The 23,173-nt window shown below is 42.5% G+C and carries 19 protein-coding genes; 17 read left to right on the plus strand and 2 right to left on the minus strand.

Annotated features, from left to right (window positions below; all coding sequences use genetic code 11):
- Positions 1–217: 217 nt before the first annotated feature.
- The 4 genes from MHH46_RS03655 to scfB all read left to right on the plus strand — a co-directional run bounded on the left by MHH46_RS03655 (position 218) and on the right by scfB (position 4,792).
- Positions 218–1,804, plus strand: coding sequence for a histidine kinase (locus MHH46_RS03655; RefSeq protein WP_076190080.1), 1,587 nt, complete (start codon positions 218–220; stop codon positions 1,802–1,804).
- Positions 1,779–2,561 (plus strand): response regulator, encoded by a 783-nt coding sequence (locus tag MHH46_RS03660; protein ID WP_076128491.1) that lies wholly within the window; start codon positions 1,779–1,781, stop codon positions 2,559–2,561. Before MHH46_RS03655 ends, MHH46_RS03660 begins: the two co-directional genes overlap by 26 nt.
- A 564-nt stretch (positions 2,562–3,125) precedes the next feature.
- Positions 3,126–3,275 carry a six-cysteine ranthipeptide SCIFF gene (gene scfA, locus MHH46_RS03665; protein ID WP_076098734.1) on the plus strand — a complete coding sequence of 50 codons (150 nt, stop codon included), beginning with the start codon at positions 3,126–3,128 and terminating at the stop codon, positions 3,273–3,275.
- A gap of 122 nt (positions 3,276–3,397) precedes the next feature.
- Positions 3,398–4,792, plus strand: coding sequence for a thioether cross-link-forming SCIFF peptide maturase (gene scfB, locus MHH46_RS03670; protein ID WP_076128494.1), 1,395 nt, complete (start codon positions 3,398–3,400; stop codon positions 4,790–4,792).
- 1,027 nt (positions 4,793–5,819) lie between these two features.
- On the opposite strand, the gene MHH46_RS03675 is transcribed toward scfB, so the two are convergent.
- Positions 5,820–7,469, minus strand: coding sequence for a DUF2075 domain-containing protein (locus MHH46_RS03675; protein ID WP_076128496.1), 1,650 nt, complete (start codon positions 7,467–7,469; stop codon positions 5,820–5,822).
- Between the two features lie 167 nt (positions 7,470–7,636).
- Positions 7,637–7,981: a helix-turn-helix domain-containing protein gene (locus MHH46_RS03680; protein ID WP_076128498.1), complete on the minus strand. Its 345-nt coding sequence runs from the start codon at positions 7,979–7,981 to the stop codon at positions 7,637–7,639.
- A gap of 178 nt (positions 7,982–8,159) precedes the next feature.
- Between MHH46_RS03680 and MHH46_RS03685 the strand changes: the two genes are divergently transcribed.
- The 13 genes from MHH46_RS03685 to MHH46_RS03745 all read left to right on the plus strand — a co-directional run bounded on the left by MHH46_RS03685 (position 8,160) and on the right by MHH46_RS03745 (position 23,135).
- Positions 8,160–8,798: a hypothetical protein gene (locus MHH46_RS03685; RefSeq protein WP_076128501.1), complete on the plus strand. Its 639-nt coding sequence runs from the start codon at positions 8,160–8,162 to the stop codon at positions 8,796–8,798.
- A 178-nt stretch (positions 8,799–8,976) separates the two neighbouring features.
- Positions 8,977–9,309, plus strand: coding sequence for a nucleotide pyrophosphohydrolase (locus MHH46_RS03690; protein WP_076128503.1), 333 nt, complete (start codon positions 8,977–8,979; stop codon positions 9,307–9,309).
- A gap of 218 nt (positions 9,310–9,527) precedes the next feature.
- Complete coding sequence (locus tag MHH46_RS03695) at positions 9,528–10,241, plus strand: restriction endonuclease (RefSeq protein ID WP_076128508.1); 714 nt, start codon at positions 9,528–9,530, stop codon at positions 10,239–10,241.
- Positions 10,242–10,376: 135 nt separating this feature from the next.
- Complete coding sequence (locus MHH46_RS03700; protein ID WP_076190082.1) at positions 10,377–12,611, plus strand: MrcB family domain-containing protein; 2,235 nt, start codon at positions 10,377–10,379, stop codon at positions 12,609–12,611.
- Positions 12,583–14,997 carry a restriction endonuclease-like protein gene (locus tag MHH46_RS03705; protein WP_076190083.1) on the plus strand — a complete coding sequence of 805 codons (2,415 nt, stop codon included), beginning with the start codon at positions 12,583–12,585 and terminating at the stop codon, positions 14,995–14,997. Before MHH46_RS03700 ends, MHH46_RS03705 begins: the two co-directional genes overlap by 29 nt.
- Before the next feature lie 263 nt (positions 14,998–15,260).
- A complete protein-coding gene (locus tag MHH46_RS03710; protein ID WP_081387204.1) occupies positions 15,261–16,070 on the plus strand; it encodes an ABC transporter ATP-binding protein in 810 nt (269 codons plus the stop codon).
- A gap of 90 nt (positions 16,071–16,160) precedes the next feature.
- Positions 16,161–16,916: an ABC transporter permease gene (locus MHH46_RS03715; RefSeq protein WP_370510809.1), complete on the plus strand. Its 756-nt coding sequence runs from the start codon at positions 16,161–16,163 to the stop codon at positions 16,914–16,916.
- Positions 16,917–17,069: 153 nt separating this feature from the next.
- Positions 17,070–18,077, plus strand: coding sequence for an ABC transporter substrate-binding protein (locus tag MHH46_RS03720; protein ID WP_076190084.1), 1,008 nt, complete (start codon positions 17,070–17,072; stop codon positions 18,075–18,077).
- Between the two features lie 138 nt (positions 18,078–18,215).
- The gene (locus MHH46_RS03725; RefSeq protein WP_076190085.1) at positions 18,216–19,574 is read left to right on the plus strand and encodes an LLM class flavin-dependent oxidoreductase; all 1,359 of its coding nucleotides are present in this window, start codon (positions 18,216–18,218) and stop codon (positions 19,572–19,574) included.
- Positions 19,574–20,107 (plus strand): NADPH-dependent FMN reductase, encoded by a 534-nt coding sequence (gene ssuE / locus MHH46_RS03730; RefSeq protein WP_076190086.1) that lies wholly within the window; start codon positions 19,574–19,576, stop codon positions 20,105–20,107. Before MHH46_RS03725 ends, ssuE begins: the two co-directional genes overlap by 1 nt.
- A gap of 283 nt (positions 20,108–20,390) precedes the next feature.
- A complete protein-coding gene (locus MHH46_RS03735) occupies positions 20,391–20,969 on the plus strand; it encodes a sigma-70 family RNA polymerase sigma factor (protein ID WP_081387731.1) in 579 nt (192 codons plus the stop codon).
- Positions 20,962–21,813, plus strand: a complete 852-nt coding sequence (locus MHH46_RS03740) for a hypothetical protein (protein WP_076190088.1) — start codon at positions 20,962–20,964, stop codon at positions 21,811–21,813. Before MHH46_RS03735 ends, MHH46_RS03740 begins: the two co-directional genes overlap by 8 nt.
- A gap of 209 nt (positions 21,814–22,022) precedes the next feature.
- Positions 22,023–23,135 (plus strand): helix-turn-helix domain-containing protein, encoded by a 1,113-nt coding sequence (locus tag MHH46_RS03745; RefSeq protein WP_076190089.1) that lies wholly within the window; start codon positions 22,023–22,025, stop codon positions 23,133–23,135.
- The last annotated feature ends 38 nt before the right edge of the window (positions 23,136–23,173 follow it).

A 23,173-nucleotide genomic window follows, 5' to 3' on the forward strand; every position in this document is an offset into this window, starting at 1 on the left:
TGCTAGGCAAATCCTTTATCTCTAGCCTAGACATGAATGTTATTTCATGTGAAAATATGCACAAGACCTATTATAGATTTAGTACAGCATTATGTATTTGCACAGATTAGTGTTTTTTTGTCTTTTTCGGGCATGTAAGAAACGGATATTGTGAAGGGCTATGATTACAATGAAATCAATTCACTTAAAAATTACGTTAATCGCAGGAGGCTGCTTCTTGCTGCTGTTCGTTGCATTGCTTGTAACAATATATTTGGAGATGAACCATACGGTTGTCCCTTTGAATAAGAACTTAACGCAGCAAGTGGTTACTGCACGCAGCGACCAGATTGATTATTGGTTTAATCAGCGCATTGGAGAGATAGACATGCTTGCTTCTCTAGCTTCGGACCATCAGTGGACACGAGATGAATTGCTGCAAGAGTTCGATAAGTTCGAGGCGAAGAAGAAAGTAGAGTACGAATCCATACGCGTGGTGGATATTCACGGAAATTCCTGGTCAGCAAGGGACAAGCCTTTTTCGATACTAAACCGACCCTACTATCGAAAACTGCTGAATTCAGATTCCAATTATGTGGTAAGCAATCCGATCGTATCCAAAGCGAATGCAGCCGAAATCGTCGTCATTCTTTATCGCGTGAATCCATCGGTGAATGATGAGGTAGCTTATATTGCCGCAGCCGTCTCCGTCAAGAAGATGAGGGAGATTGCTCAAGATGTAATGCTATATGACCAGTCAGGCCAGCTTATCGTCGATTGCAGAGAGCTGGGTGAAGAAGATGGAGCGGAGGATACAGCAGATAAGAAGAACATGAGTGTATTTGAGGCTCCAATTCAAAATGTGGAAGGCTGGAAGTTAGTACTCAAAGTACCGAATTCAAGTCTATCGTTAGCGGTGATCAAAACCCAGCGGACTGCATTGCTGGTAGGCGTTCTTATCGGTAGTGCGTTTATCGTCTTTCTGGTGCTGCTTGCTTCTTCCATTATTCGTCCAATTCAGTCGCTTCGCCAGGTAATGGAAAATGTGCAGAACGGCAACCAAACCATACGAGCAGATGTTACGCGCTCGGATGAGATCGGCGATCTTGGACGAAGCTTCAATGACATGCTTGTTCAATTATACGCTGTGGAGCAGGACCGAAAGGAGATGGAACTCAGACTGATTCATGAGCAGATCAAGCCGCACTTTTTATACAACACATTGGATACGATCCAGTGGATGGCAACGGAACATGGAGCAGACAATGTGGTGGAGATGGTGGAAGCGCTTAGCGCGTATTTCCGATTAGGGCTTGGCACAGGCAGTCCATACATTCTGCTTGATCAGGAGTTGTACCATGTCGAGAGTTATCTTCATATTCAAGGTGTGCGATATGAGGAGATTCTGGACTACGAGCTTCGATATGATGAAAAGCTTGATCAGTGCCAAGTCGTTCGCTTCATGCTGCAGCCTTTGGTGGAAAATGCGATTTATCACGGGATTAAGCCACTTGGGGATCAAAAGTGCAAAATTTCGATTACAGCATATAAACAGGCCGATTATTTGGTCATTAAGGTTGAAAATAATGGGGTTATGATTCCGGAAGAGAAGCTTGAGCAGATAAATCAAGCCCTTCTTGATGATACATATGATCGTTCTGCCACAGGCTTTGGGCTATACAGTGTAAACCATCGCATTCGACTAGCTTACGGAGTGCCATATGGCCTTGCAGTGAAGAGCGAAGATGGCATTACCGTTATGGTCATTCGAATACCTTTGGACGGGGAGTGGAATGAAGATGTGGAAGATTGTCATCGTCGATGATGAAACGATCATTCGCAAAGGCTTGCGACAATACATTGAGGAGAGTCCGTATCTTTTTGAGGTTGCAGGAGAAGCGAAAAGTGCAAACGAAGCATTGAATATGGTGGAGGAAGCCCCACCACATGTATGTCTTGTGGACATCAACATGCCGAATATGAATGGGCTCGATCTGATGAATATATTGCGCGAACGCTGCCCGTCGGTTCTGGTTGTCATCATCAGCGGGTACGATAACTTTGAATATGCGCGTCAAGCCGTGCAACTGCAAGCATTCGATTATGTATTGAAACCTGTGCCGAAGAGTGATCTGAACAAGCTGCTTCATCGGATCGATGAGCATCTTCAGGTAAAATATCCTTTGCATTCACATGAAGACAGGGTGGATAAGGAGCGGGAGCTTCCCGGGTATACAGGGGATGGAACAGTGCTTATCCAAAAAGTGACCGAGTATATTGACAGTCATTATCAGGATCCGGAGCTGTCTATTACTCGAGTAGCAGCACTATTTCATATCAACCAAACCTATCTTAGTAAGCGTATGAAGCAAGAAATCGGTGCTTCATTCCTTGACTATGTCACCGAGCTTCGGATATCGAAGGCGAAGGAGATTCTGGATGACGTAATGCCGAATATCAAAATCGGGGATCTGGCCGTGAAGGTAGGGTATAAGAGCCAGTACTATTTTAGTCGTGTGTTCAAAAATAGAGTCGGCTCAAGCCCCTTAGAGTACAAAAAGCATCCGTTCGGTTATGGATAGGAGGGTTATTCTCGTCCCTCTGCAGCACGCCATAGATGTTATGCTCGGAGTTGCCTTCTATCAAAACGGTTGGGTTTTAAACATGAGCGAGAAGATGAAGTTAAAGCATCCAATAGTGAAATATTTTTATGAACTAAGGCGTCAAGAGCAGATAAACTGTCCGGAAGTGTCTTAGGCTCCTCATATAAGTTTGTTCACACTGTCTACCCACGCATGTGGAGAGTGTCGCTCTACTGGTAAGGAAGGATACAGTGCTATGAGATCCTTATATTTATTGGACTTTACGGACAAGTATGAGAAAAAATGTTGTTAAAGAGATGGCATCATTGCCGTCTCTTTTTTGTTTCACTTTTTTAGTATTGCCCTGACTCTGGTTCCGGCTACCGCATCCTACGATCACAAGCATGAACGATTGCACGAAAATTAACGTTGATACTTATGTTTAAGCCCTCTCTACTCTGTTAGGTGACGGGCATCATAGACGTACTTGCGTGATGTTGCTACGATGTTCCATGGAAATTAAGTGAAAGTGATCACAAGAAATTACAGAAGGAGTTATTTATCGTGAAAAGAATCGTAACACTGAGCACCCGCAAACTGATGGATACCGCAAAACACGGCGGATGCGGCGCATGCCAGACCTCTTGCCAGTCCGCTTGTAAAACTTCCTGCGGCGTTGCAAACCAGAAGTGTGAAAATGCAATGAACAGATAGGATTCGGAATTTTACCGCCCATTGCTCTGCTGATGGGCGGCTATTTTTAAGAAATGGATGCTACCTCTAAAGGAAGGCAAAGCCGTTTCTACTTGTGTGCAAAAGGAGCTTGATTAGTAAGTATGATTCATCAATATAAACTAAACGGATACAATATCGTGCTCGATACCTATAGTGGCTCGGTGCATGTTGTTGATGACCTAGCATATGAAATTATAGCGGATTATGAGAAAACTTCTGTCGATCAAATCGTGACAACAATGTTGGATAAATATAAAGATGATTCCAGCATTTCCGAGAGCGACATTCGAGAAACCATCGTGGATATCGAGGAGCTTATAAATGATGGACAGCTTTTTACAAAAGATGAGTATGAGAACCTCTCGCTCGATTTAAAAAAACGAAAAACTTATGTCAAGGCACTCTGCCTCAATGTTGCGCATACCTGTAATTTGTCATGCGACTATTGCTTCGCTAGTCAGGGGAAATACAACGGAGATCGAGCAATCATGAGCTATGAGGTTGGACAAAAAGCTATCGATTATCTGCTTGAAAACTCAGGTCATCATCGAAACCTGGACATTGACTTTTTCGGCGGGGAACCACTTTTAGCCTGGAAAGTGGTTAAACAGATCGTAGCTTATGCAAGAAGCAAAGAACAAGAATACAAAAAGAAGTTCCGCTTCACCTTCACGACGAACGGGATGCTGCTGAACGATGAGGTCACCGAGTTTTTAAATCAGGAAATGTACAATGTCGTATTAAGCCTGGATGGAAGAAAAGAGGTTCATGACCGGCTTCGCCAAACGGTTAACGGAAAAGGCAGCTATGATCATATTCTTCCGAAGTTCCAGGAATTCGTTCGTAAGCGCGGAGACCAAGAGTACTATGTACGAGGAACTTACACTCGTAACAATGTCGATTTCACCAACGATATATTTCATATCGCAGACCTTGGTTTTGACAAAATTTCGATGGAACCGGTCATCTGTGATCCAAAGGAGCCCTATGCACTTACCGAGGAGGACCTGCCGGAGATATACAACCAGTACGAAATTCTCGCGAAGGAAATGATCGGTCGCGGTGAACAAGGCAAGGGTTTTACCTTTTATCACTACATGCTAGACCTCTCGGAAGGACCTTGCATCCAGAAGAGAATCACTGGCTGTGGGTCAGGAACCGAATATCTTGCCGTCACCCCTTGGGGAGAGCTTTTTCCTTGTCACCAGTTCGTAGGGGATGAAGAGTACAGCATGGGAAACCTCTGGGATGGCATCACAAAGCCAGAGCTGCAATGTCAATTCAAAGAGAGCAACTGCTACTCGAAGCCGGAATGCAAGGACTGCTGGGCTAAACTCTACTGCAGCGGTGGTTGTCCAGCCAATGCACTGCACGCGACGGGTTCCCTGGTCGGAACCTATGATTTCAGCTGTGACGTCTTCCGCAAAAGAGTCGAATGTTCCATGATGGTGAAGGTGGATGAATCTATTAGAGCGATGGAAGAGCAACCTAACTAATTAAAATAACGAATGAATACACGATAACCGAGAAATAGACACTTATAAATGAAGTGACTTTTCTCGGTTTTTGTATGAATTTAGAGAAGGAAAACCGTAAAACGAGCGAGACTACCGGTTTCTGCATTTGAGAACGAGATAAAAATGAACGGGTGTTTGGAGGATATGAATCATGAGGGTTAAAATATTTCTTATCGTGACTATATTGTCTGCCTGTTTGGTTGGATGTAGTAATGGAGCAGTATTTAAAGATCAAAATGATGGAATTGCAAAGAATATCCCTACGATTGAACCATCAATGGAGATGATCTTATTCCAAGTAATACATCTGAACCTTTTGTAGGAAGTAAGGATTGGGATAGTGAAACTGAGAAGTTCTTCTATGGAACTTGGAAAGTTGAAAACCTTTTAGGATTTGCAAATTCTTACAATGATGCTTCGGAATATCCAACAGGGCAAAACGTTATTGGTGATGAAATTATAATCAAAAAAGATTCCTTTTTATCAAAAGGGTTTGAACACTATCCTGTTTATCAATATCAGCTAGAAGCTCCACTCTATAACATTACAGAAGTACACTAAAATAATGACTCTTCTTATAGAGTTTATAAAATGGATATGCCGAGTTTAAGCATGAATGATGGAGTAAAAGTATTAAGTATCTCCGACTCTTCTACAGGACTTGCTATACCCCTAAGTTTTTTGGATCTGAATAATGACAGACTTATCTTGATATTAGAGGCAACACAATTTGAACTGAAAAGAGTCATGAAGTAAAGGTTATACCAATTGGTTAACGGTGAGCGACCCTCGACAGAACCATTCAGCATTGTTTCACCTGAGGCGTTAATTCTAATAGAGAATGTTCTGAATGATAAGTTTTTAGTGAAAAAATTGAACCATGGTTTTCTGATAATTAGAAGGACAATGGCGTGCAATTTGAATGAGGTGGATTAATGATCGATGAAATAGCCAATAAAAGATGTAGTTAGAGAAGTGAAGTGAGAGAGAAGGTTATTGCAGACTCCTAAGAGTCTGCATCGGGACGGCATGATAATAATCTTGCTCTTAGCTTTGGGTCGGTAGCATAAATATAGAGTCCATGGATGCCACGTTTCATTAAAACATTGAGCGAATTCAATATGATCTCTTCTTTAATCTGTTTTATTTTCTCATTGGCGAAATCAGTTCGTGAGGTAAAGGCACCTACGTCCTTGTACTTAGTGACGTCAATTAGAATTTGATCTGTTTCCTCATCGTATCTAATGGATGGGCCAAGGATTACACCAACATAATTCAAGTCAAAACCCTGGATCGTATAAATAGAACCTACTTCTTGAATAGTATGAACTTCTTCGGCCCAAGTAGTATTGTTTCTCGTTATATTCCACGGCATTTTCAGCCCATCAGCTTCTACGTAGTATATCTCCCCATCCTTTTTATGTTCATAATCAAAGGTAGATACCATTCTGGATAAACCGAATTCCTGATTCTTGTCTTCAATCGCTTTCTTTAATTTATGTATGTCACTGAAGATTTGTAGATCATATGCATTACTGCTTACTGTAGGAAACTTGACAAGCTTCTTAGAAAGAAAACTGTCGATCCAATTTATGATTTCTGGACCTGCATCCATTCGAAATTGGTCGGTTAACAGGAATTTTTTGGTGTGATATTTTTCTGTTATTTCATTTAGCATTTGTTTATTCCAATAACTTTTAATCTTGAGAACCTGCCTCGGATCAAAGATTACAATAGTTACAGCACTTCTTTTAATGATCTCCTCCAATTGATTCGCATACCGGAAGTTGTTATAAGAGTCTTCTTTAGTTAAGAGTAAGTGTGCTTCATCTACTAATACAATATTAGCTGGTTTGGTATTTGGATCAACTGTTTTGTTTATGAAAGATGTTGGTTTCAAAAAGTTTTTCTTTTTCAAATTAGGGAGACTCTTAGCTATACTTTGATAGGTTTTTAACATTTCGCTATGATTTACCAATAAGTAATTATTTGTACCATTCAAATTGGAGCTATCATCGTTAGCATAATCTTGAATAGTGTTAAATAGAGAACTTAATAATACACTTTTGCCTGTGCCTGCGTTGCCTTCAATTAATAGTACGTGAGGAGTAGTTTTTTTAGCGTGCTTTTTGCAAAACTCGATAACCGAATTTTTTACTTCTAGTTGCTGTTCCGAGAGCTCTCTATACGGAGAAAGCTTATACGTATCCTTATTTCTTAAGTTCTCAAGTGTCTGCTCTACAATATGTTCTTGCTTCAACCTTTCCCATATTTGCATGAATATTTCTTGGTTGTAATATTCCTTTTGGTAATAATTGTGCATCTGGGTTTTTACTGTTTGGCTTACATTTTGGAGTTTGAATTGATTTTCAGCAATAAAATAATTAATTAGATTGGTCTCGATGTTATAAGTAGCAGATTGATGAAACCTCTCGTCCCCAATAATTATTGTTTGATTATGCATTTTGCGTTGTGGATTTTTAAGGTGCTCATTTAGTCGTCTCTTCACGTGAACAGTTTGTCCAATATAAGCTTGGGACAACTTTTGATTATAAAGAATATAGATGACTGGATGGTTGATTAAATAATCTGCTTGGATGTGATCAGAATCCCATTTATTAAAGCCTATTTTCTCAAAAACAAGTTCTCTCGCCATTTTAGTCTCCTGCATGATTGGATTTTCATAGAGATTGAATACAAAGCTTCGATGTTCCAATATTTGCAATCAACTCCAAAATACTAAAGCCATTTTTAGACTTTTACAGAAAAAAACGTTTATGTATGAAGGGAAAATAACAAAGATAACCTAAAAGAGCTAGTGCACTATTTTAGGACCCCGCTTACCTCTTTTACAATCCTCATCATAGCCTCAATTTGCTTAATACTTAAGCCGCTCACAGCAACCATATACTCATCAACTGCCGCTTGTTGAGCAGCTTCAACCTCATTTTGTTTATCGTAATTCTGAAAAAACTCACTTGGCTGAACCTTTAAGGCTATCACAATTTTCTCAAGTGAATCTATGGAAAAGTTTCGTTCTCCTCGTTCTACTGACCCTATATAAGCATCATCCAGATTTGATAACTCCGCAAGTTTTTGTTGGGTTAAGCCCTTTGATTTCCGAATATCCCTTACTCTATCTCCAACCAAGTTGCGTAACTTTGTCATTATTATTCACCTCTCCTAAAGGGTAGGAGAGTAAAGGTATAAATAGCAGGGATTCATAGGCGGTAAAATTTATTGAAAAAACTACTTATGAGTAGTATATTTTATTTATTCTACTACTTGCATATGAATCGAGAAAGAAGCTTTTTCTGGAAAAACCCTTTATAAGGAGGTTATACTTATGCACCTCTCAATTCTTAAGTCCTTCAACCCAGATTTTCTTGTCGAAATGCTGGAAACTGCGCACTATTTCGAACAGTGGAACAAGTTGCTATACACTGCAGATATTTTGCATAGCTATGCCCAGCGTATTTATGAAGAGCGGTTGTACTGTAAAGCGATGGGGACAACGATCCCCTTAGTTAAGATGCAACGCCCTCTTGTTTATTATTTTGGTTTCAGTCAACAGATGCGGGGAGTTGCATATCAGCATCTGGGGGATTACGAGCAGGCCAGGGATAGTATTTATAGATATGTAGAACTTGGGTGGTTAGAGGACTTAGGAACGGAGGGGCAAGAAATTGCTTGTAAATTTCGACATTTGGCAAAAGTGAATTTATATGCTGTAGAGATTTTATCTGGAAAAATAGAACTCTTGGATGAGTATGTTCGCTTTCTTCATACCTATCCAAAGGGATTGCTTGATGGGTTGGTTGTGATTATGAAAACTGCAATTTGTTATGGATTGAACGTGGACGAGCATTTGAACAACTTAACTGATGATATAAGTGAAATCAAATCAGTACAGGATAATACCACGCAGTTGAAGTACAGAAGATTTTGTTATCTAGTGAATCTATATAATATGCGGAAGGTTTAATAGAGTTGTCTACCTTATTTAGTTTGACTATTCCTGGTCTCCATAATATTCTTAATTAAGAAGCATATAACAAGGCCAAAGCGTGGCCATGAGTGACCATTCAGAGGCGAATCCTAGGTAAAGGGAGAACTGCCTCTTTTTGCGTTCTTTACTTATTTATCATGACAGGAGCACACAGATGAGAGAAGAGCTTTTAAAACAAATCTTGGCCTTTCGAGACAATAGGAACTGGGAACAGTTCCACAATCCGAAGGATTTGGCGATTTCGTTGAGTATTGAAGCGTCTGAATTGCTAGAAATCTTTCAGTGGAAGTCTTCCGAGGAAGCAGTTCAGTCCAAAAAGGAACAGATCGCCGATGAAATTGCAGATGTACTAGTGTACGCAGTGTACTTAGCACAGTCATTAGAGCTAGACCTTGAAGATATAATACTCGCTAAGCTGAAGAAGAATGAAGCCAAGTATCCAATTGAAAAGGCGTTTGGGAAGAAAGAAAAATATACTGATTTATAGGGAGCATACATGATCATTTGCAGCAGCTGTGCACTAGCTTTCCAGGAGAAAGTTGATAGCAACCAGCCAACAGTGGAAATTGAGAATGCATTTATCAAATGGGGATGCGGCTCAGTGCCGGGAAAGAAAAGCCTAAAATTGAGAGTACCTGGAAGGTCAACTCAAGCGAGTAATGGCATAGCCAACGTAATTATACTAATGAATCAGAGGAGTATTTAATGCCATCAATTATTGGATTTATAGTAGCTATCATCGTTTTATCCATCTTGTCCGGACTAATACAAGGAAATAAGAGAAAAAAACGTAGTTCAGTCAAACGGAAAACACCTGTAAAGAAAAGTACTGCCACTGCCTTTAACCGTTCCTCGACAACGTGTAGACCTGATGAATTGCTCTTAAAAGCGCCTCTAGATCAAATTAACGGTGCTGAGTTTGAAAGATTGCTGTCTTTATATTTTCGGGATCAAGGCTATATCGTCAAAGAAGTAGGAGTAGGTGGCAAAGATGGGGGTGTAGACTTGGTTATTATCGATAAGCGCGGAGAGAAAACCGCGGTGCAAGCCAAGTGTTATGCTGAACACAACAAAGTGCAGGTTATGACGGTTCGTGAATTGGTAGGTGCTAAAAGAAACCATGACTGCATCTTGTCTCTGCTTATCACCACTTCTGATCTTACGGTGGATGCAAAACGGGAGGCAGAGCAATTTAAAGTCGATTACTGGCATGGAGCTCTAATCGAGAACAAGCTTCGAGCCTGGGGAAAATGGCAGCCTACAAAAGGCAAATTAAAGCCTAAAAAAGCTAGTAGTAGCAAAGTCAAAGCCGCAACCTGCGCATGCGGGGCACAAATGGTTCAGCGTAAAAGTAAGGAGGGCACAACTTTCTGGGGCTGTAGTAATTATCCAAGCTGTCGTAAGACAAAGGCTATGTAAACCCAGTGAATCATATCTCAAACAATTGTATAAGTGAGAGAAAGCTAATTATATATTGTTGTCCGACCAAAGATTCGCAAACTTCATGTAAAAAAATATGACTACTAGAATCGTTAACTAGTCTTGGAGGTCAACATGCCATTACCGGAATCAGTCACGCAGATTTTCAAGCGTAAGCAAAAATCATACAAAATGGTCCTCATCCTATCCTTAATTAAAGAGCTGAGAGCAACCAATCTGGAGCGCGTTTCGTTCGATCACGTTAAGGATCGGTTTCTTGAATACTTTATAGCTGAACAGGAAAGAGGAAATCGGGTGGATCAGCCACCAGGACGGGAGCTATGGAAGGATGCACCTAAAAGCCAGCTTAAAGATATTATTAACAGTCCAGTTAATGCGCTCTCGCATATTTTGTTTGTGAACTCGGAAGATAACACCATAGGATTTCATAGCCAGCTTCGAAGCCAGCTAGGGGAAGAGGGGCTTTTGCAATTGGAAAGTCTGGCCTATAACGAACTGGGTTCTTATAACGGCGCTTTGCAGCATTTCTCTTTGCAAGGTTATCTGGAGAAGATCATGGCGGAGTACACTTCTGCCAAAAAAGAAACCTTTGCAAGTCATGCACTAGGTACGTTATTTCGTCAGACACTTCCTTCTGAGCTCAAAGCGTTACCATTCTTAGATGATCAATATAAAATTCAAGGTTCTGTTGGTCAAGGGAATTGGGCAACAGTTCCTTGGCTTGCAATACTGGATAAGCGGATCACGGAAACGACTCAGCGTGGGGAGTATGTTGTGTATCTGTTTGCTGAGGATATGAGTGCTGTCTATCTTACTTTTAACCAAGGAGTGACGGCGCCTATTCAAGAGAAGGGGCGTAGAGATGGCTATGCCTATCTGCGAACTCGAACACAAGAAATACAAGGGCTCCTTTCACTGAACCATATGAATAAGGATGATAATATTCACCTGGTAGACAGCGGTCTAGGTCAAGATTATCAGGTGTCTACTGTCGCTTACATCAAGTATCAAAGAGGAGCCGTTCCGAATGACGAGCAACTAATTCAAGATCTCGAGAATGTGATGGAAGATTACCGTCTATATGTGGACACTGTGACTTCTACAGGTAATGTAGCTGATAATGAGGAAGTGGAAGTAGTGACACAAGAAGCTGATCTGCTGAAGGACGAACAAGTAACAGGGATCCTCCACCAAATCCAATCCCACATCCGTCGCAAAGGTTTCTTCTTCCCTGAGCACCTTATTGAAAACTTTTACCTCTCGCTAAAGACTAAGCCTTTTGTCATCCTGGCGGGGATATCGGGTACAGGGAAGACTCGATTGGTGAAGCTGTTTGCAGAGGCTCTTGGTGCAACGGGGAATAACGGACAGTTTACCTTGATCCCAGTGCGGCCGGATTGGAGTGATCCTGCGGATCTGCTGGGGTACAAGGATCTTTCGGGCAGGTTCAAACCAGGTCCGCTTACGGAAGTATTAGTAGAGGCGCGGAAGCCGGAGAATCAGCATAAGCCATATTTTATCTGCATGGATGAGATGAATCTGGCGCGGGTAGAGCATTACTTCAGTGACCTGTTAAGTGTGCTGGAAACACAGGACTGGCAGGAGGGGAAGATCCAGACACAGGATCTCATATCTTCTACCATGCTGGATACGTCTGAGGATCAAGTGAAGTTTGGCAGCCTAGGTGTCCCGGAGAATGTGTTCTTGATCGGGACTGTGAACATGGACGAAACGACACATCCTTTTAGCAAAAAGGTACTGGACCGAGCTAACACACTGGAGTTCAATTACATCAATCTGCAGCAGTACCCGGACATGAGTGAGCAGGAAGAGACGGACCCCGCTGATCTTGCCGAACTGAATCATCTTTTTCTGCGCTCCGATTATTTGCAGCTAGTGGATGCCTATGATGCCAATAAAGAGCTAGTTGTCCGGACGACAGAGAGATTGGTTAAGATCAATGCTCTGCTTGAGGATGTCCATGCTCATGTAGGTTTCCGGGTACGCGATGCGATTTGCTTCTATATGATCTATAACGAACGGTACAAGCTGATGAATGAGGAAGAAGCTTTTGACTGGCAACTGCTGCAAAAGATACTGCCGCGCATTCAAGGGAGCCATTCATCGGTTCGCCGGGTATTATTGAACTTGATGAAAGAGGCTCTGGGTACCAGATCTGGTGTTACAGTAGACTTCCCAGCTTTCATGGATGATGCTATTCCACTGTATATGAGATGGGCTGCTGGACAAACTCCCCCTACAGCCAAACATCCACAAAGTGCGCGTAAATTGGCTTTTATGCTTAGGAGGCTGGAGGAAGATGGATTCACCTCATACTGGCTCTCTTAATCAGGCGATAGAATTGCTCCGTGTAGAAACGGAGCTTTTTACGCTTTTTCTTCAAGGAAGGCCATATCATCCTACTGTGGAGACCTTGCAGCTTCATCGTTCTTCTAGTCAGGAGTGGGTAAATGCTCAGTTTGGGATTACATGCTCCGAACGGCTTGGTAATGTTCAGATTAAAGTGTTTTCTCCTGAAGCTCACGGGATGGTGGGCTGGCAGCCGGGGGAGTCTGTTTTTCCTTGTTTTTATGAGACACAGTCGTATGAGCTGGTGATCCAGAGGAAGACCGCTGCTAACCTCTCTTTTTATCATGAAAATGTGCTGCTTCGGCAGGCAATTAAGCCCCTAGGTGAGTCTATTCTTGCGGGTGTGCTGAACTTTGGGAATGAGGTCGGTTTGACGGAATGGGAGATCCGCAGTTCGGGACAGGCTTTGCTGCGGGTAGAGATGGAGATCTTCCCCTCTAAAATGGATTACAAGCTGGATTACCAGAATATTTTAAATGAAGTGAATGAGCAGATTTATAACTTGGCTTTTGATTTTTTGCGCAAAACCTACCAACTAACAGGCTTGCGGGAGACGCAGCATCAGAGCCTGACGGAGTTTTTCACCATACTTCAGCATGTGTTTAGACAGCTCTTGGATGCCGTTGAGCGGATTAACAAGAATCCCAATTACGCTCTGCTTCAGGACCGCCGACTAATGGATGCTAATCGGGTCAAAAAGGCAGGAAGAGAGAACATCCGCGAGCTCGCGAAGCATCCCGAACGATTAAGAGAAGACATGAACCATGGATTCTTGACCATCGGCAGCCGAAATTACACAGCCACACATTTAATGGAGACACGAAGACGCCTCGCCTATGATACTAATGAGAATAGGTTCATCCGCTGGATGCTGGAACGCATTCATGGAAAGCTGAAAGAGCTCAAGGGTCGCTGGAAGATTAAAAACCGAACCCCAGATCCATTACTTATAAAAAGGTTAGACAACATGCTCACTCAACTAGAGCGGGTGCTCAAGATGGATTTTTTGCGTGAGGCTGGAGTACTGAGGCAGATGTCCGTTACACTGGTGCTGCAGATGGCCCCTGGATACCGCGAGGTCTATCGCTGTTATCTATTGCTGCTCAAAGGCTTGTCGATCCAAGGTGATCTGCTGCGCCTGTCTATGAAGGATGTCGCGCAGCTCTATGAATACTGGTGCTTCCTCAAGTTGAATCAGCTTCTGGGTCAGAAGTATAAGCTGGTGAAGCAGGATATTATTAAGGTGAATCGGAATGGTATTTTTGTTACACTTGACCGCTCGCAGAGCGCTAAGATGGTGTACGAGAATCCAGTTAACGGAGAGCAGTTCATCCTGTATTATAATGCGATTCCTAGCTCGGATAAGGCACCGACGCTCAATCAGCGTCCGGATAATGTGCTGACACTGAAGAAGAAGGATGCTGGCAAAATCAAAGAGTATAAGTATGTTTTTGATGCGAAATACCGATTAAATCCGGCTTATGAAGGGACTTCCTATCACCGCACTTATAGGCAGCCTGGTCCTGAAGAGGATGACATCAACACCATGCACCGTTATCGGGATGCCATTGTGTATCAGGAGAAGGGATCGGAAGAATATGAGCGAAGCATGTTTGGCGCCTATGTTTTATTCCCCTACCCGGATGAGGAGCGGTATAAGACCCACCGATTCTACAAAAGCATCGAGCTATTGAATATTGGCGCTTTGCCATTCCTACCGAATTCTACAAGCCTAGTGGAGCGATTCTTGGATGAGATTATTCAGGATAGTCCGGAAAAAGCTTATGAACGCTCGACTCGTCCACGCGGCACGAAAGAATACTATGCCAACCAACTCGCGGGTAAAAATGTGCTTGTTGGTTCTGTCCGGGGACCCGAACAAGTGGAGGTGGCGCTGGGGAAAGCTTTTTATCATATGCCGTTAAGGAATCTTGCAAATCAGAAGATCCTAACGCAAATTGAATACGTAGCGATGTGCCAATCCCGCAAAAAGTTCATTGATCCTGCAAAAACGGGGATTCACTGGGTAGGGAAAGTAGCGGATTGGAAGGTGCTGCGGCGTAATGAGATTAAAGAGGTTCCTTGTCGCCCGGGTACTGAAGAAGATCTGTATGTACGATTTACGGTCGAGGAATGGAAAGCAATTACGTCTCCTATCATGCTAGGTGGTCAAAGAATACAAACGGTGCTCTATACGAGTAAATATATTCTGGATCGTGCCTTGGAAATCGCGGAGCTTCGCTTAGAAACGGAGGGAGATCTTCGTGAATGGCGTGAGAAACGCCGAAGGGGCAGAGTGAAGGTGAAGTTGGATCATGAGCAGTATGTGGACTTGGGAAAGGTTGTTGAAGTTCGGAATATTTAAGGTTAGTGAACATGAAGTAAGGTTTGTTTAGTTAATTCCATAATTATGAATTTATTGTTGACAACCCCAGCGGATTAAAATATAGTAATCCCATCAGATTAATGCAAATTATTGATGTTTAAATTTTAGTGATTGTGAGTACGAAACGGAATATGCTGACTGGTTCCACCAGAGGCTCAGGGGACAAACGCTAGTCGTTGTCATCTGAGCCTTTTTGGTGAACAATCACTTTCCCGTAATAATAACTAAAAGAGGTGAAGTCAATGGCTGCTGCTGAAAAAATCAGATTTGAGAGTGTCACCAAAACGTTCAGTGTCCGAGATTCTAAGCAAAAGGAGGGAACGCAGCAATTCACGGCGGTAAAAGAGTTGGACTTTTCCGTAAGAAAAGGTGAATTCATAACGATAGTGGGGCCAAGCGGGTGCGGTAAGTCAACTTTGCTTGATTTGATTAGTGGTTTATCATCCCCCACACAGGGTCGCATTTTAATAGATGGTCACCCAATAACAGGTCCAGGGCTTGATCGAGGTATTGTGTTTCAGCAGTATGCTTTATTTCCTTGGAAGACGGCGCGTGGCAATATTGAATTTGGGTTAGAGGCAAAGGGGATTCCGAAGCATGAACGTAGCGAGCAGGTTGGGCATTTTCTTTCGTTAGTTGGGCTTAGTGATTTCGGAGACCGTTATCCACATGAGCTTTCCGGAGGGATGAAGCAGCGTGTAGCCATTGCCAGAAGTCTTGCCTTTAACCCGGACGTCTTGTTAATGGATGAGCCTTTTGCCGCACTGGACGCCCAAACACGTGAATCCCTGCAAAGTGAGCTTTTACGGATTTGGCAGAAGACCCAAAAAACCATCATATTTATTACGCATGGCATTGATGAGGCCGTTTATCTTGGGGAGCGGGTAGTCGTCCTGACACCAGGGCCCGGGACGGTGAGGAAGATTGTAGATATTCCGCTTCAATCACGATTGGAAGATGCGGATATTCGCTCACATCCTGATTTTGTGAAGGCTCGACATGAGGTATGGGGTTATTTGCATGAACCTGAATACAAAGGTGCATATATTTAATCTATAAAGGGGGGGATTCCCATCGAATCCGTTAAGTCTGTTCATTCAACGTTACAGCTAAAGAAACGAAATCCTATTTCTTTTTCCGGCGTGCTTAAGGTGTTCAAACAGTCCATTGTCTTAGTCTTATTGTTCTTACTATGGGAAGTCGCACCACGGACCGGCTTAGTTGACGCAGCATTTTTCCCGCCTATTTCTGAGGTAATCACCGCCTTATGGAATTTGATAGCTTCAGGTGAGCTATTCACTCATTTCTTAGCGAGTATCATTCGCTCGTTCAGTGGATTTGCATTAGCGTTAGTGATTGCAATCCCGTTAGGATTACTGATTGGCTGGTATCCATTGGCCCGAGAGCTGTTAAATCCAGTGTTGGAATTGTTCCGAAATACAGCTGCGCTCGCTTTACTTCCGGTATTTATGCTGCTGTTAGGGATTGGTGAAACCTCTAAGATTACAATCGTCTTATTTGCTTGCACATGGCCTATTCTTCTAAACACGATTGCTGCTGTAGGTAACGTCGATCCCTTACTTATTAAAGCGGCTAAATCCATGAATATTAAGTCGTTCAAGTTATTTCTAAAGGTGATTTTGCCGGCATCCGTGCCAACTATTTTTACAGGGATTCGAATGGCAGGAACAGGGGCGATATTAGTATTGATTGCTGCAGAAATGGTAGGGGCAAAAGAAGGCTTAGGCTATTTAATCACTTATTCTCAATATAACTTTCAGATCCCTCAAATGTACGCCGGTATATTAACCATTGCTTTGTTGGGTTTGCTAATCAACCAAGGCTTGACCATGCTCGAGCGTAAATTTTCTAAATGGAAGCAACCGGTGAATGAATAGAAGGATGATTTTGAATGATATTTTTTCGGAATAATACCAACTAAACAAATTGAATTAATTACACTTAAAACAATCTAAAAAGGAAGAGTGGCGGAGGGAAGTTTGGAACTGTAGCTCAGAAAAATACAATTCATTTGGAAAAGGAGAAGCGAGATGAACAAAACAGTAGCACTGCTTATACTTGTAGGCTTGGTTAGTGGTATTTTATCTGGCTGCTCAGAGGGGAAGTCCTCCGCCAAAAGTGGAGAAGATCAGATCCTGCAATATCAGTCTGCACCTGGAAGTGTCTCTTTCCCAGAGCTGGCCGCCGATTTAGGTTACCTAGGAGATTTGAAGCTAGAGTCTATAGGTGACAGCGTGGGTGGTCCGGAAAGTATTCAGTTAACCGCGACGAAACAAATTGACTTTGGTGCAGCATTCAATGGAGCCATTATTAAATCCTACGCCAAGAATGTAAAAATAAAGTCGGTCATTGGCTCCTACGGCAGTGATAAAAATACGTATGTAGGTGCATATGCCCTTGAGGAGGGAGCTATAAAGTCGGCTAAAGATTTTATTGGTAAAAAAGTAGGGGTGAATATTCTTGGTGCCCATTCGGAATTCGTCATTAAAGATTATTTACGCCAAGGTAACTTGACCGAAAAGGAAATTGAACAAGTAACCTTAGTGACAGTTCCAAGTTCTAGTGCAGAACAGATTCTGCGAAATCATCAGATCGATGTGGTTATGTTAAGCGGGATTGCCCGGGATCGGGCTTTAACAACAGGTGGGGTCGCAGAAATTTTTAAGGATATTGATGTGTTTGGCACAGAGTTTACTGCGGGTGATTATTTCTTTACAGATCAGTATATCAAGGATAATCCGAATACCGTCAGGCAATTTGTAGATGGAGTGGCTAAGGCGATTGAATGGGCCCGAACGACACCTAGGGAGGAAGTAATTAAACGATTCGAGGAAATTATTAATAAGCGTGAACGCAAGGAAACCACAGATAATCTTAAGTTTTGGAAGAGTACGGGCATCTCTGAAAAAGGCGGTGTGATCACACCCTCGGAATACGATGTCTGGATTGATTGGCTTGTGGCAAATGGGGAGCTAAAGGAAGGCCAAGTGAAACCGGAAGAGTTATATACGAACGAATTTAATCCTTTTGTTAAATAATTTTATATATGAGTTGAATCTAAAACAATCTAAAAAGGGAGAGTGGCAGAGGGGAAGTTTGGAACTGTAGGAGCGTGAGCATCCGCCTTTGTGTACGGATTTCCTTAATAGAAAATCAAACAATAGGGAGTGGTTAACATGACAAAAAAACAAATGAAATTAGGGGCATTCATTAATCTACCTGGTCATCATGTAGCAAGCTGGCGTCATCCTGCTTCAGGGGCAAGTCGGGCATTTGATTTGGAGTATTTAACGGAGATTGCACAAACGGCTGAGCGCGGCAAGTTCGATATGATATTTTTTGCAGATGTATTAGGTCAAAAGCTGTCCGGAAATGCACAATCATCATTAAAGCTAGATCCCGTTATTATTATCTCAGCACTTGCAGCAGTGACTAAGAATATCGGGCTAACGGCCACGTTGACTACTACCTATAACGATCCATACCATGTAGCGCGTAAATTCGCAGCGATTGATCATTTGTCCAAGGGGCGTGCCGCCTGGAATGTAGTAACATCAGCCAATGAGGGTGAAGCTCTCCTGTTTGGTAAAGATAAACATTTGCAGCATGCGTCCCGCTATGAACGTGCTGAGGAATTTGTGGAGGTTGTCAAACAGCTCTGGTTGTCTATTGAGTCTGAGGCGCTTGTTATCGACAAGGAGCAAGGTCGGTATTTAGATGTAGAAAAGGTACATCCTGTTGATCATCAGGGAGCTTGGTTTAAGGTACAGGGTTCACTGGATTCATCAACCACACCACAAGGGCATCCCGTGATTGTTCAGGCCGGATCGTCTGAATCTGGAAAAGAGTTAGCCGCGAAGACCGCAGAGGTTATTTTTACAGCATGGCAGACGCTTGAAGAAGCGCAAACCTTTTATCGTGATGTGAAAGGGCGGTTGGCTAAATATGGACGTAAACCGGAGGACTTGAAGATTATGCCGGGTGTGTTTATTACTGTAGCGAAAACAGAGGAAGAAGCTTTGCTGAAGCAGCAGCAATTAAACAGCTATATTTTACCTGAAGTAGGACTATCGTATTTGTCGTCTTTCACTAACATTGATCTGTCAGGGTATGATGTCGAAGAACCACTTCCGGAATTCAGTTCAATTGAAGATGACACCAATCCGCGGATCCGCTACAACATTATTCGTGATATCGCCAAACGTGAGAATCTGCAATCTATTCGTGCAATCTATGAGCGTATCGCTGGAGCACGCGGACACCGGGAAATCGTTGGAACCCCTGAACAAATCGTAGATCAATTAGAAGAATGGTTCTTAAACGATGGTGCAGATGGATTTAATGTGATGCCTCCCCATTTCCCGGAGGGCTTTAACGATATTGTTGAATTAGTGATTCCTGAATTACAGCGTAGAGGCTTATTCCGTACTGAATATGAGAGTTATACGCTTCGAGGAAATTTAGGGCTATCTGTACCTGTTGTAACAACACTTGAAAAAGCACTAACAAGTGCGAGTACAGGAGGGAATGTGTAATGAGCAAAGCAGTCATTATTAATGGAGGAAATACTAGAAAATCTCGATTAACAGCTATTCATCAGCAGGTTGAAAGATTTCTAACGCAAGAGGGGATTTGGCATAATTCGATCTATGTACATGAGTTACCAGCGGACGATTTGCTTACGGCCAATTTCGCCAGTGAGGCGATTCTGCGGGCCAATGCGCTAGTGGAAGAAGCGGATATTGTCGCCGTATTAACGCCTATCTATAAAGCCTCCTATACGGGAATCTTGAAGACCTATTTAGATCTCCTTCCGCAAAAAGCGCTGGTTGGTAAGCGAATTGTACCTATTGCTATTGGGGGTTCGTTAGGCCATCTTCTAGCGATTGAATATGCATTAAAACCCGTCTTATCTGTACTGGGTGCTACTGAGATTTTAAATACGGTTTATTTCTTGGATCGGCAAATTGAACGTTTAGAAGCTGATGGGTATCGTATTGATGAGGAAGCGGAGCAGCGGCTAACCGTGGAATTACTAAAGCTTGCACCTGCAAAAATAACTAATTAGACTAGGGAGAACAGGAAGTTAGGGGTTAACGTTAACGCAGCCTTTCGGGGTTGCGTTTTTTGTGTTGTGATTGTTAATCTCATGAACCAACGTTGAAAAAGGTCCCTAGTCTCCATTTGGTGAACTATAAGTTGTATGATGGTTTCTTGCCATCCCACGATTACATCAAAACATTTGTTAATGGTTTGGGCGTTTCTCCGTATTAACATATGTAAGTTTCTTCACAACAAATTGCGCAATTTGTTTAGCTTTTCGATGAAGGTGAGGTGGAAGGAGGGTGGAGATGGAGGTTATCCAGGGTAAAGTGGAGCGTTACATGAATAACGAAAGATCACGTGAAGCTATCATGTCCAAAGAGGAATTTACCCGGATGTATGATACGTACTACCAACGTGTTTACAAATATATCTGTTATCGGATTAATAACCACCATGCAGCAGAGGACATATGCAGTCAGGTGTTTGAGACTGTGATGTGTAAGTATTATAGTTTTTCACAAGAAAAATCGAATTTTGAGGTGTGGCTGTTTGCCATTGTAAGAAATGCTGTGACGGATTACTTTCGGGCGCAGAAGAAAAGAAGCTATACCTCACTGGATTCGTTGCTGGAGCTTATATTTCCCAAGCCGTCTCCTGAGGAGCTGGCGATCCGTGAGGATAATAATCAAGCACTGTTCAAGGCGCTCTCCAAGCTGCGTGAGAAGGAACGAAATATCATTGCAATGAAATATGGGGCTGGGCTGAAAAATTCCGAAATTGCACAGATCATGGGAGTTAGTGAGTCCAATATCGGTGTCGTAGTATATAGAAGCTTGAAAAAACTGCATATTTCCTTAAAGGCAGGAGGGTTCAAAAATGAATAAGAAAGATGATCTCACCAAATTCAGCAAAACCATAGAACTGCTTGAGAATGCCGAACAGGGCAGCACTACCGCCAAAGAAAGAATCTATAACCGCTTGATATACAAATTGGACCATGGGGCACTTAACCCCCAATCAGAGATAAAGGACGGGATAACGATGAAAAAAAGCAGCTGGAGAAATGCAATAGTGATTGGCAGTGCAGTAATTTGTCTGGGTGGAGCATTCTCTGCAACCTCCTATGCACAGGATATGTTCCAGTCGATCATGGCAAAGTTTGAAGTGGGAAATCTCGAAATCACACAATACGATAAGGAAATCCCATCGGCTGCACAGTCAATGACTCCATCTGAAGATGCCCAAGGTGGGGAGAATGCGGTCATTGAATTGCCGGTTGCAGCTAAGTTGAGCCTAGATGAAGCACGTGCAGCACTTGGCATGAACTTCCCGGCACCCGATTGGATGGGAGACTATGAGTTTGTGAATTGTGTTCTTCAGGGGACCAGCATGGTTGAAGTGCAGTATAATTCCGGTGAGAATGCTGTGAATTTTCTAATCTCCAAGGGCGGGGACAATGGGATCAGCACTACGGAAGAAGTGAAGACAGAAGTAATTAACGGGACTAAGGTTTATTATGCAAATGGAATTGTGATTTGGGAAGAGGATGGCTATACAGTAGAGTTGTATTCCCAAGTAGACTTTGACCAAGCTACACTAGGGAAAATCATTGATAGCTTTAAGATTGGTGCGCCTGTTCAGCCTTTAGAGCAAGGTCAATTGAAGGAGAACTTGCAAAAGAATGGAGCAGCGGTTGCAGCTCCGGCTCCGGCTGTAGATTCGGAATAAAAGACTTACTCTGGGCAGCAGCAGCCTATAGTTACACACAGAAGACGCGAGGGGATTAGTCCCCTGAGCGTCTTCTTTTTTGAGCACACTTTTATAGAACGTTCCCCAACCATTGCCACCCCCCAAAAACAAAAGTATAATTGAGAATAATTATCAATCATCGAATTAATCAAGCTGTATTAATATATAAGCAGTAAAGAGGTGACAGAATGCAAAAACAATCGCAGAAGACAGATTTAACTGAGGTTAGAAAATATATAGAAGAGAATTTCACGAAGCACTTGTCTTTAGCACATTTAGCTAATCTTTCTGGCCTTAGCTCCAGTTATTTTTCCTCAGCGTTCAAACAGGAATATATACAAAGTCCAATGGAGTTCGTTACCCAGTTGCGGATTCAAAAGGCAAAACAATTATTGCAAAAGGAAGATGTTCGCTTAAAGTTTATAGCAGAGGCTGTTGGATATAGTGATGAGTTTTATTTTAGCCGAGTGTTCAAAAAGGTTGAAGGGATCTCGCCAACGATGTATTCCAGCCAGCAAAAATCTCATATCGGTGTTGTAACTGGGAACATGATGGGGTATTTACATGCGGCAGGAGTCATTCCGTTTGCTGCACCCTTAAGTGCAAAATGGACACCGTACTACTATAATTTGTGGGCGCAAGAAATCGAGCATAAGGTAACCTTGACGCAAAACAAAAATTATTGCAGCCCCAATGAGCTATTGCATTTGCCAATTGATCTTCTGATTTCTCCCAAAGATTTGTCGTCAGAGCTGGTAAAACGGATAGAGGATCATTTTCCAATCTATTGGCTGGATGATAAGCAAGATTGTTTAGTAGCCTTAACTGAACTTGCTGCCCGACTAAATAAACAAGAAGAAGCGAAACAGTGGATCACACAGTATAGGGCAAGATTGGAAGACGTTCGTCGCGGATTAGACTGGACCTCTACACCACCTAAAGTTCTAGTTATACGTATCTATCAGCAGCAAATCTTTGCTTATTGTAATACAGGCATTCAGCATCTTTTATTTCAGGATTTGGGAGCGGAATCTAGTTATGAGCAGCCGGGTCTATATAATACTGAGATTACTTTTGATGAATTAGGTAAATTGAAGGTAGATAAGCTGTTTACGATTATTTGCCCCGATGATGAGTCACGGGCAACATGGCATCATTTGCAGAGAGACGCTGGATTCAAACAGTTAGAGGCTATTAAACAGCAACAAATCTATGTCATTCATTCTGATCCTTGGTTCGAATATTCCCCAGTGGCTTTAAAGCGGATGCTAGAAGAAGTTGCAGTGATGATGATACCTTGAAAATGTACATGAGCAATCATAAGATGTTACATGGTCAA

The organism is Paenibacillus sp. FSL H8-0175, from assembly GCF_045040615.1.
Taxonomy (GTDB): domain Bacteria; phylum Bacillota; class Bacilli; order Paenibacillales; family Paenibacillaceae; genus Paenibacillus_AQ; species Paenibacillus_AQ odorifer.

Coding starts and splice junctions, on each gene's coding strand:
- MHH46_RS03710 (WP_081387204.1), top strand. CDS start 15,261: ATGGCTGCTGCTGAAAAAATCAGATTTGAGAGTGTCACCAAAACGTTC.
- scfB (WP_076128494.1), top strand. CDS start 3,398: ATGATTCATCAATATAAACTAAACGGATACAATATCGTGCTCGATACC.
- MHH46_RS03660 (WP_076128491.1), top strand. CDS start 1,779: ATGTGGAAGATTGTCATCGTCGATGATGAAACGATCATTCGCAAAGGC.
- MHH46_RS03680 (WP_076128498.1), bottom strand. CDS start 7,981: ATGACAAAGTTACGCAACTTGGTTGGAGATAGAGTAAGGGATATTCGG.
- MHH46_RS03725 (WP_076190085.1), top strand. CDS start 18,216: ATGACAAAAAAACAAATGAAATTAGGGGCATTCATTAATCTACCTGGT.
- MHH46_RS03690 (WP_076128503.1), top strand. CDS start 8,977: ATGAGAGAAGAGCTTTTAAAACAAATCTTGGCCTTTCGAGACAATAGG.
- MHH46_RS03700 (WP_076190082.1), top strand. CDS start 10,377: ATGCCATTACCGGAATCAGTCACGCAGATTTTCAAGCGTAAGCAAAAA.
- MHH46_RS03745 (WP_076190089.1), top strand. CDS start 22,023: ATGCAAAAACAATCGCAGAAGACAGATTTAACTGAGGTTAGAAAATAT.
- MHH46_RS03720 (WP_076190084.1), top strand. CDS start 17,070: ATGAACAAAACAGTAGCACTGCTTATACTTGTAGGCTTGGTTAGTGGT.
- MHH46_RS03695 (WP_076128508.1), top strand. CDS start 9,528: ATGCCATCAATTATTGGATTTATAGTAGCTATCATCGTTTTATCCATC.
- ssuE (WP_076190086.1), top strand. CDS start 19,574: ATGAGCAAAGCAGTCATTATTAATGGAGGAAATACTAGAAAATCTCGA.
- MHH46_RS03740 (WP_076190088.1), top strand. CDS start 20,962: ATGAATAAGAAAGATGATCTCACCAAATTCAGCAAAACCATAGAACTG.
- MHH46_RS03685 (WP_076128501.1), top strand. CDS start 8,160: ATGCACCTCTCAATTCTTAAGTCCTTCAACCCAGATTTTCTTGTCGAA.
- MHH46_RS03735 (WP_081387731.1), top strand. CDS start 20,391: ATGGAGGTTATCCAGGGTAAAGTGGAGCGTTACATGAATAACGAAAGA.
- MHH46_RS03705 (WP_076190083.1), top strand. CDS start 12,583: ATGGATTCACCTCATACTGGCTCTCTTAATCAGGCGATAGAATTGCTC.
- MHH46_RS03675 (WP_076128496.1), bottom strand. CDS start 7,469: ATGGCGAGAGAACTTGTTTTTGAGAAAATAGGCTTTAATAAATGGGAT.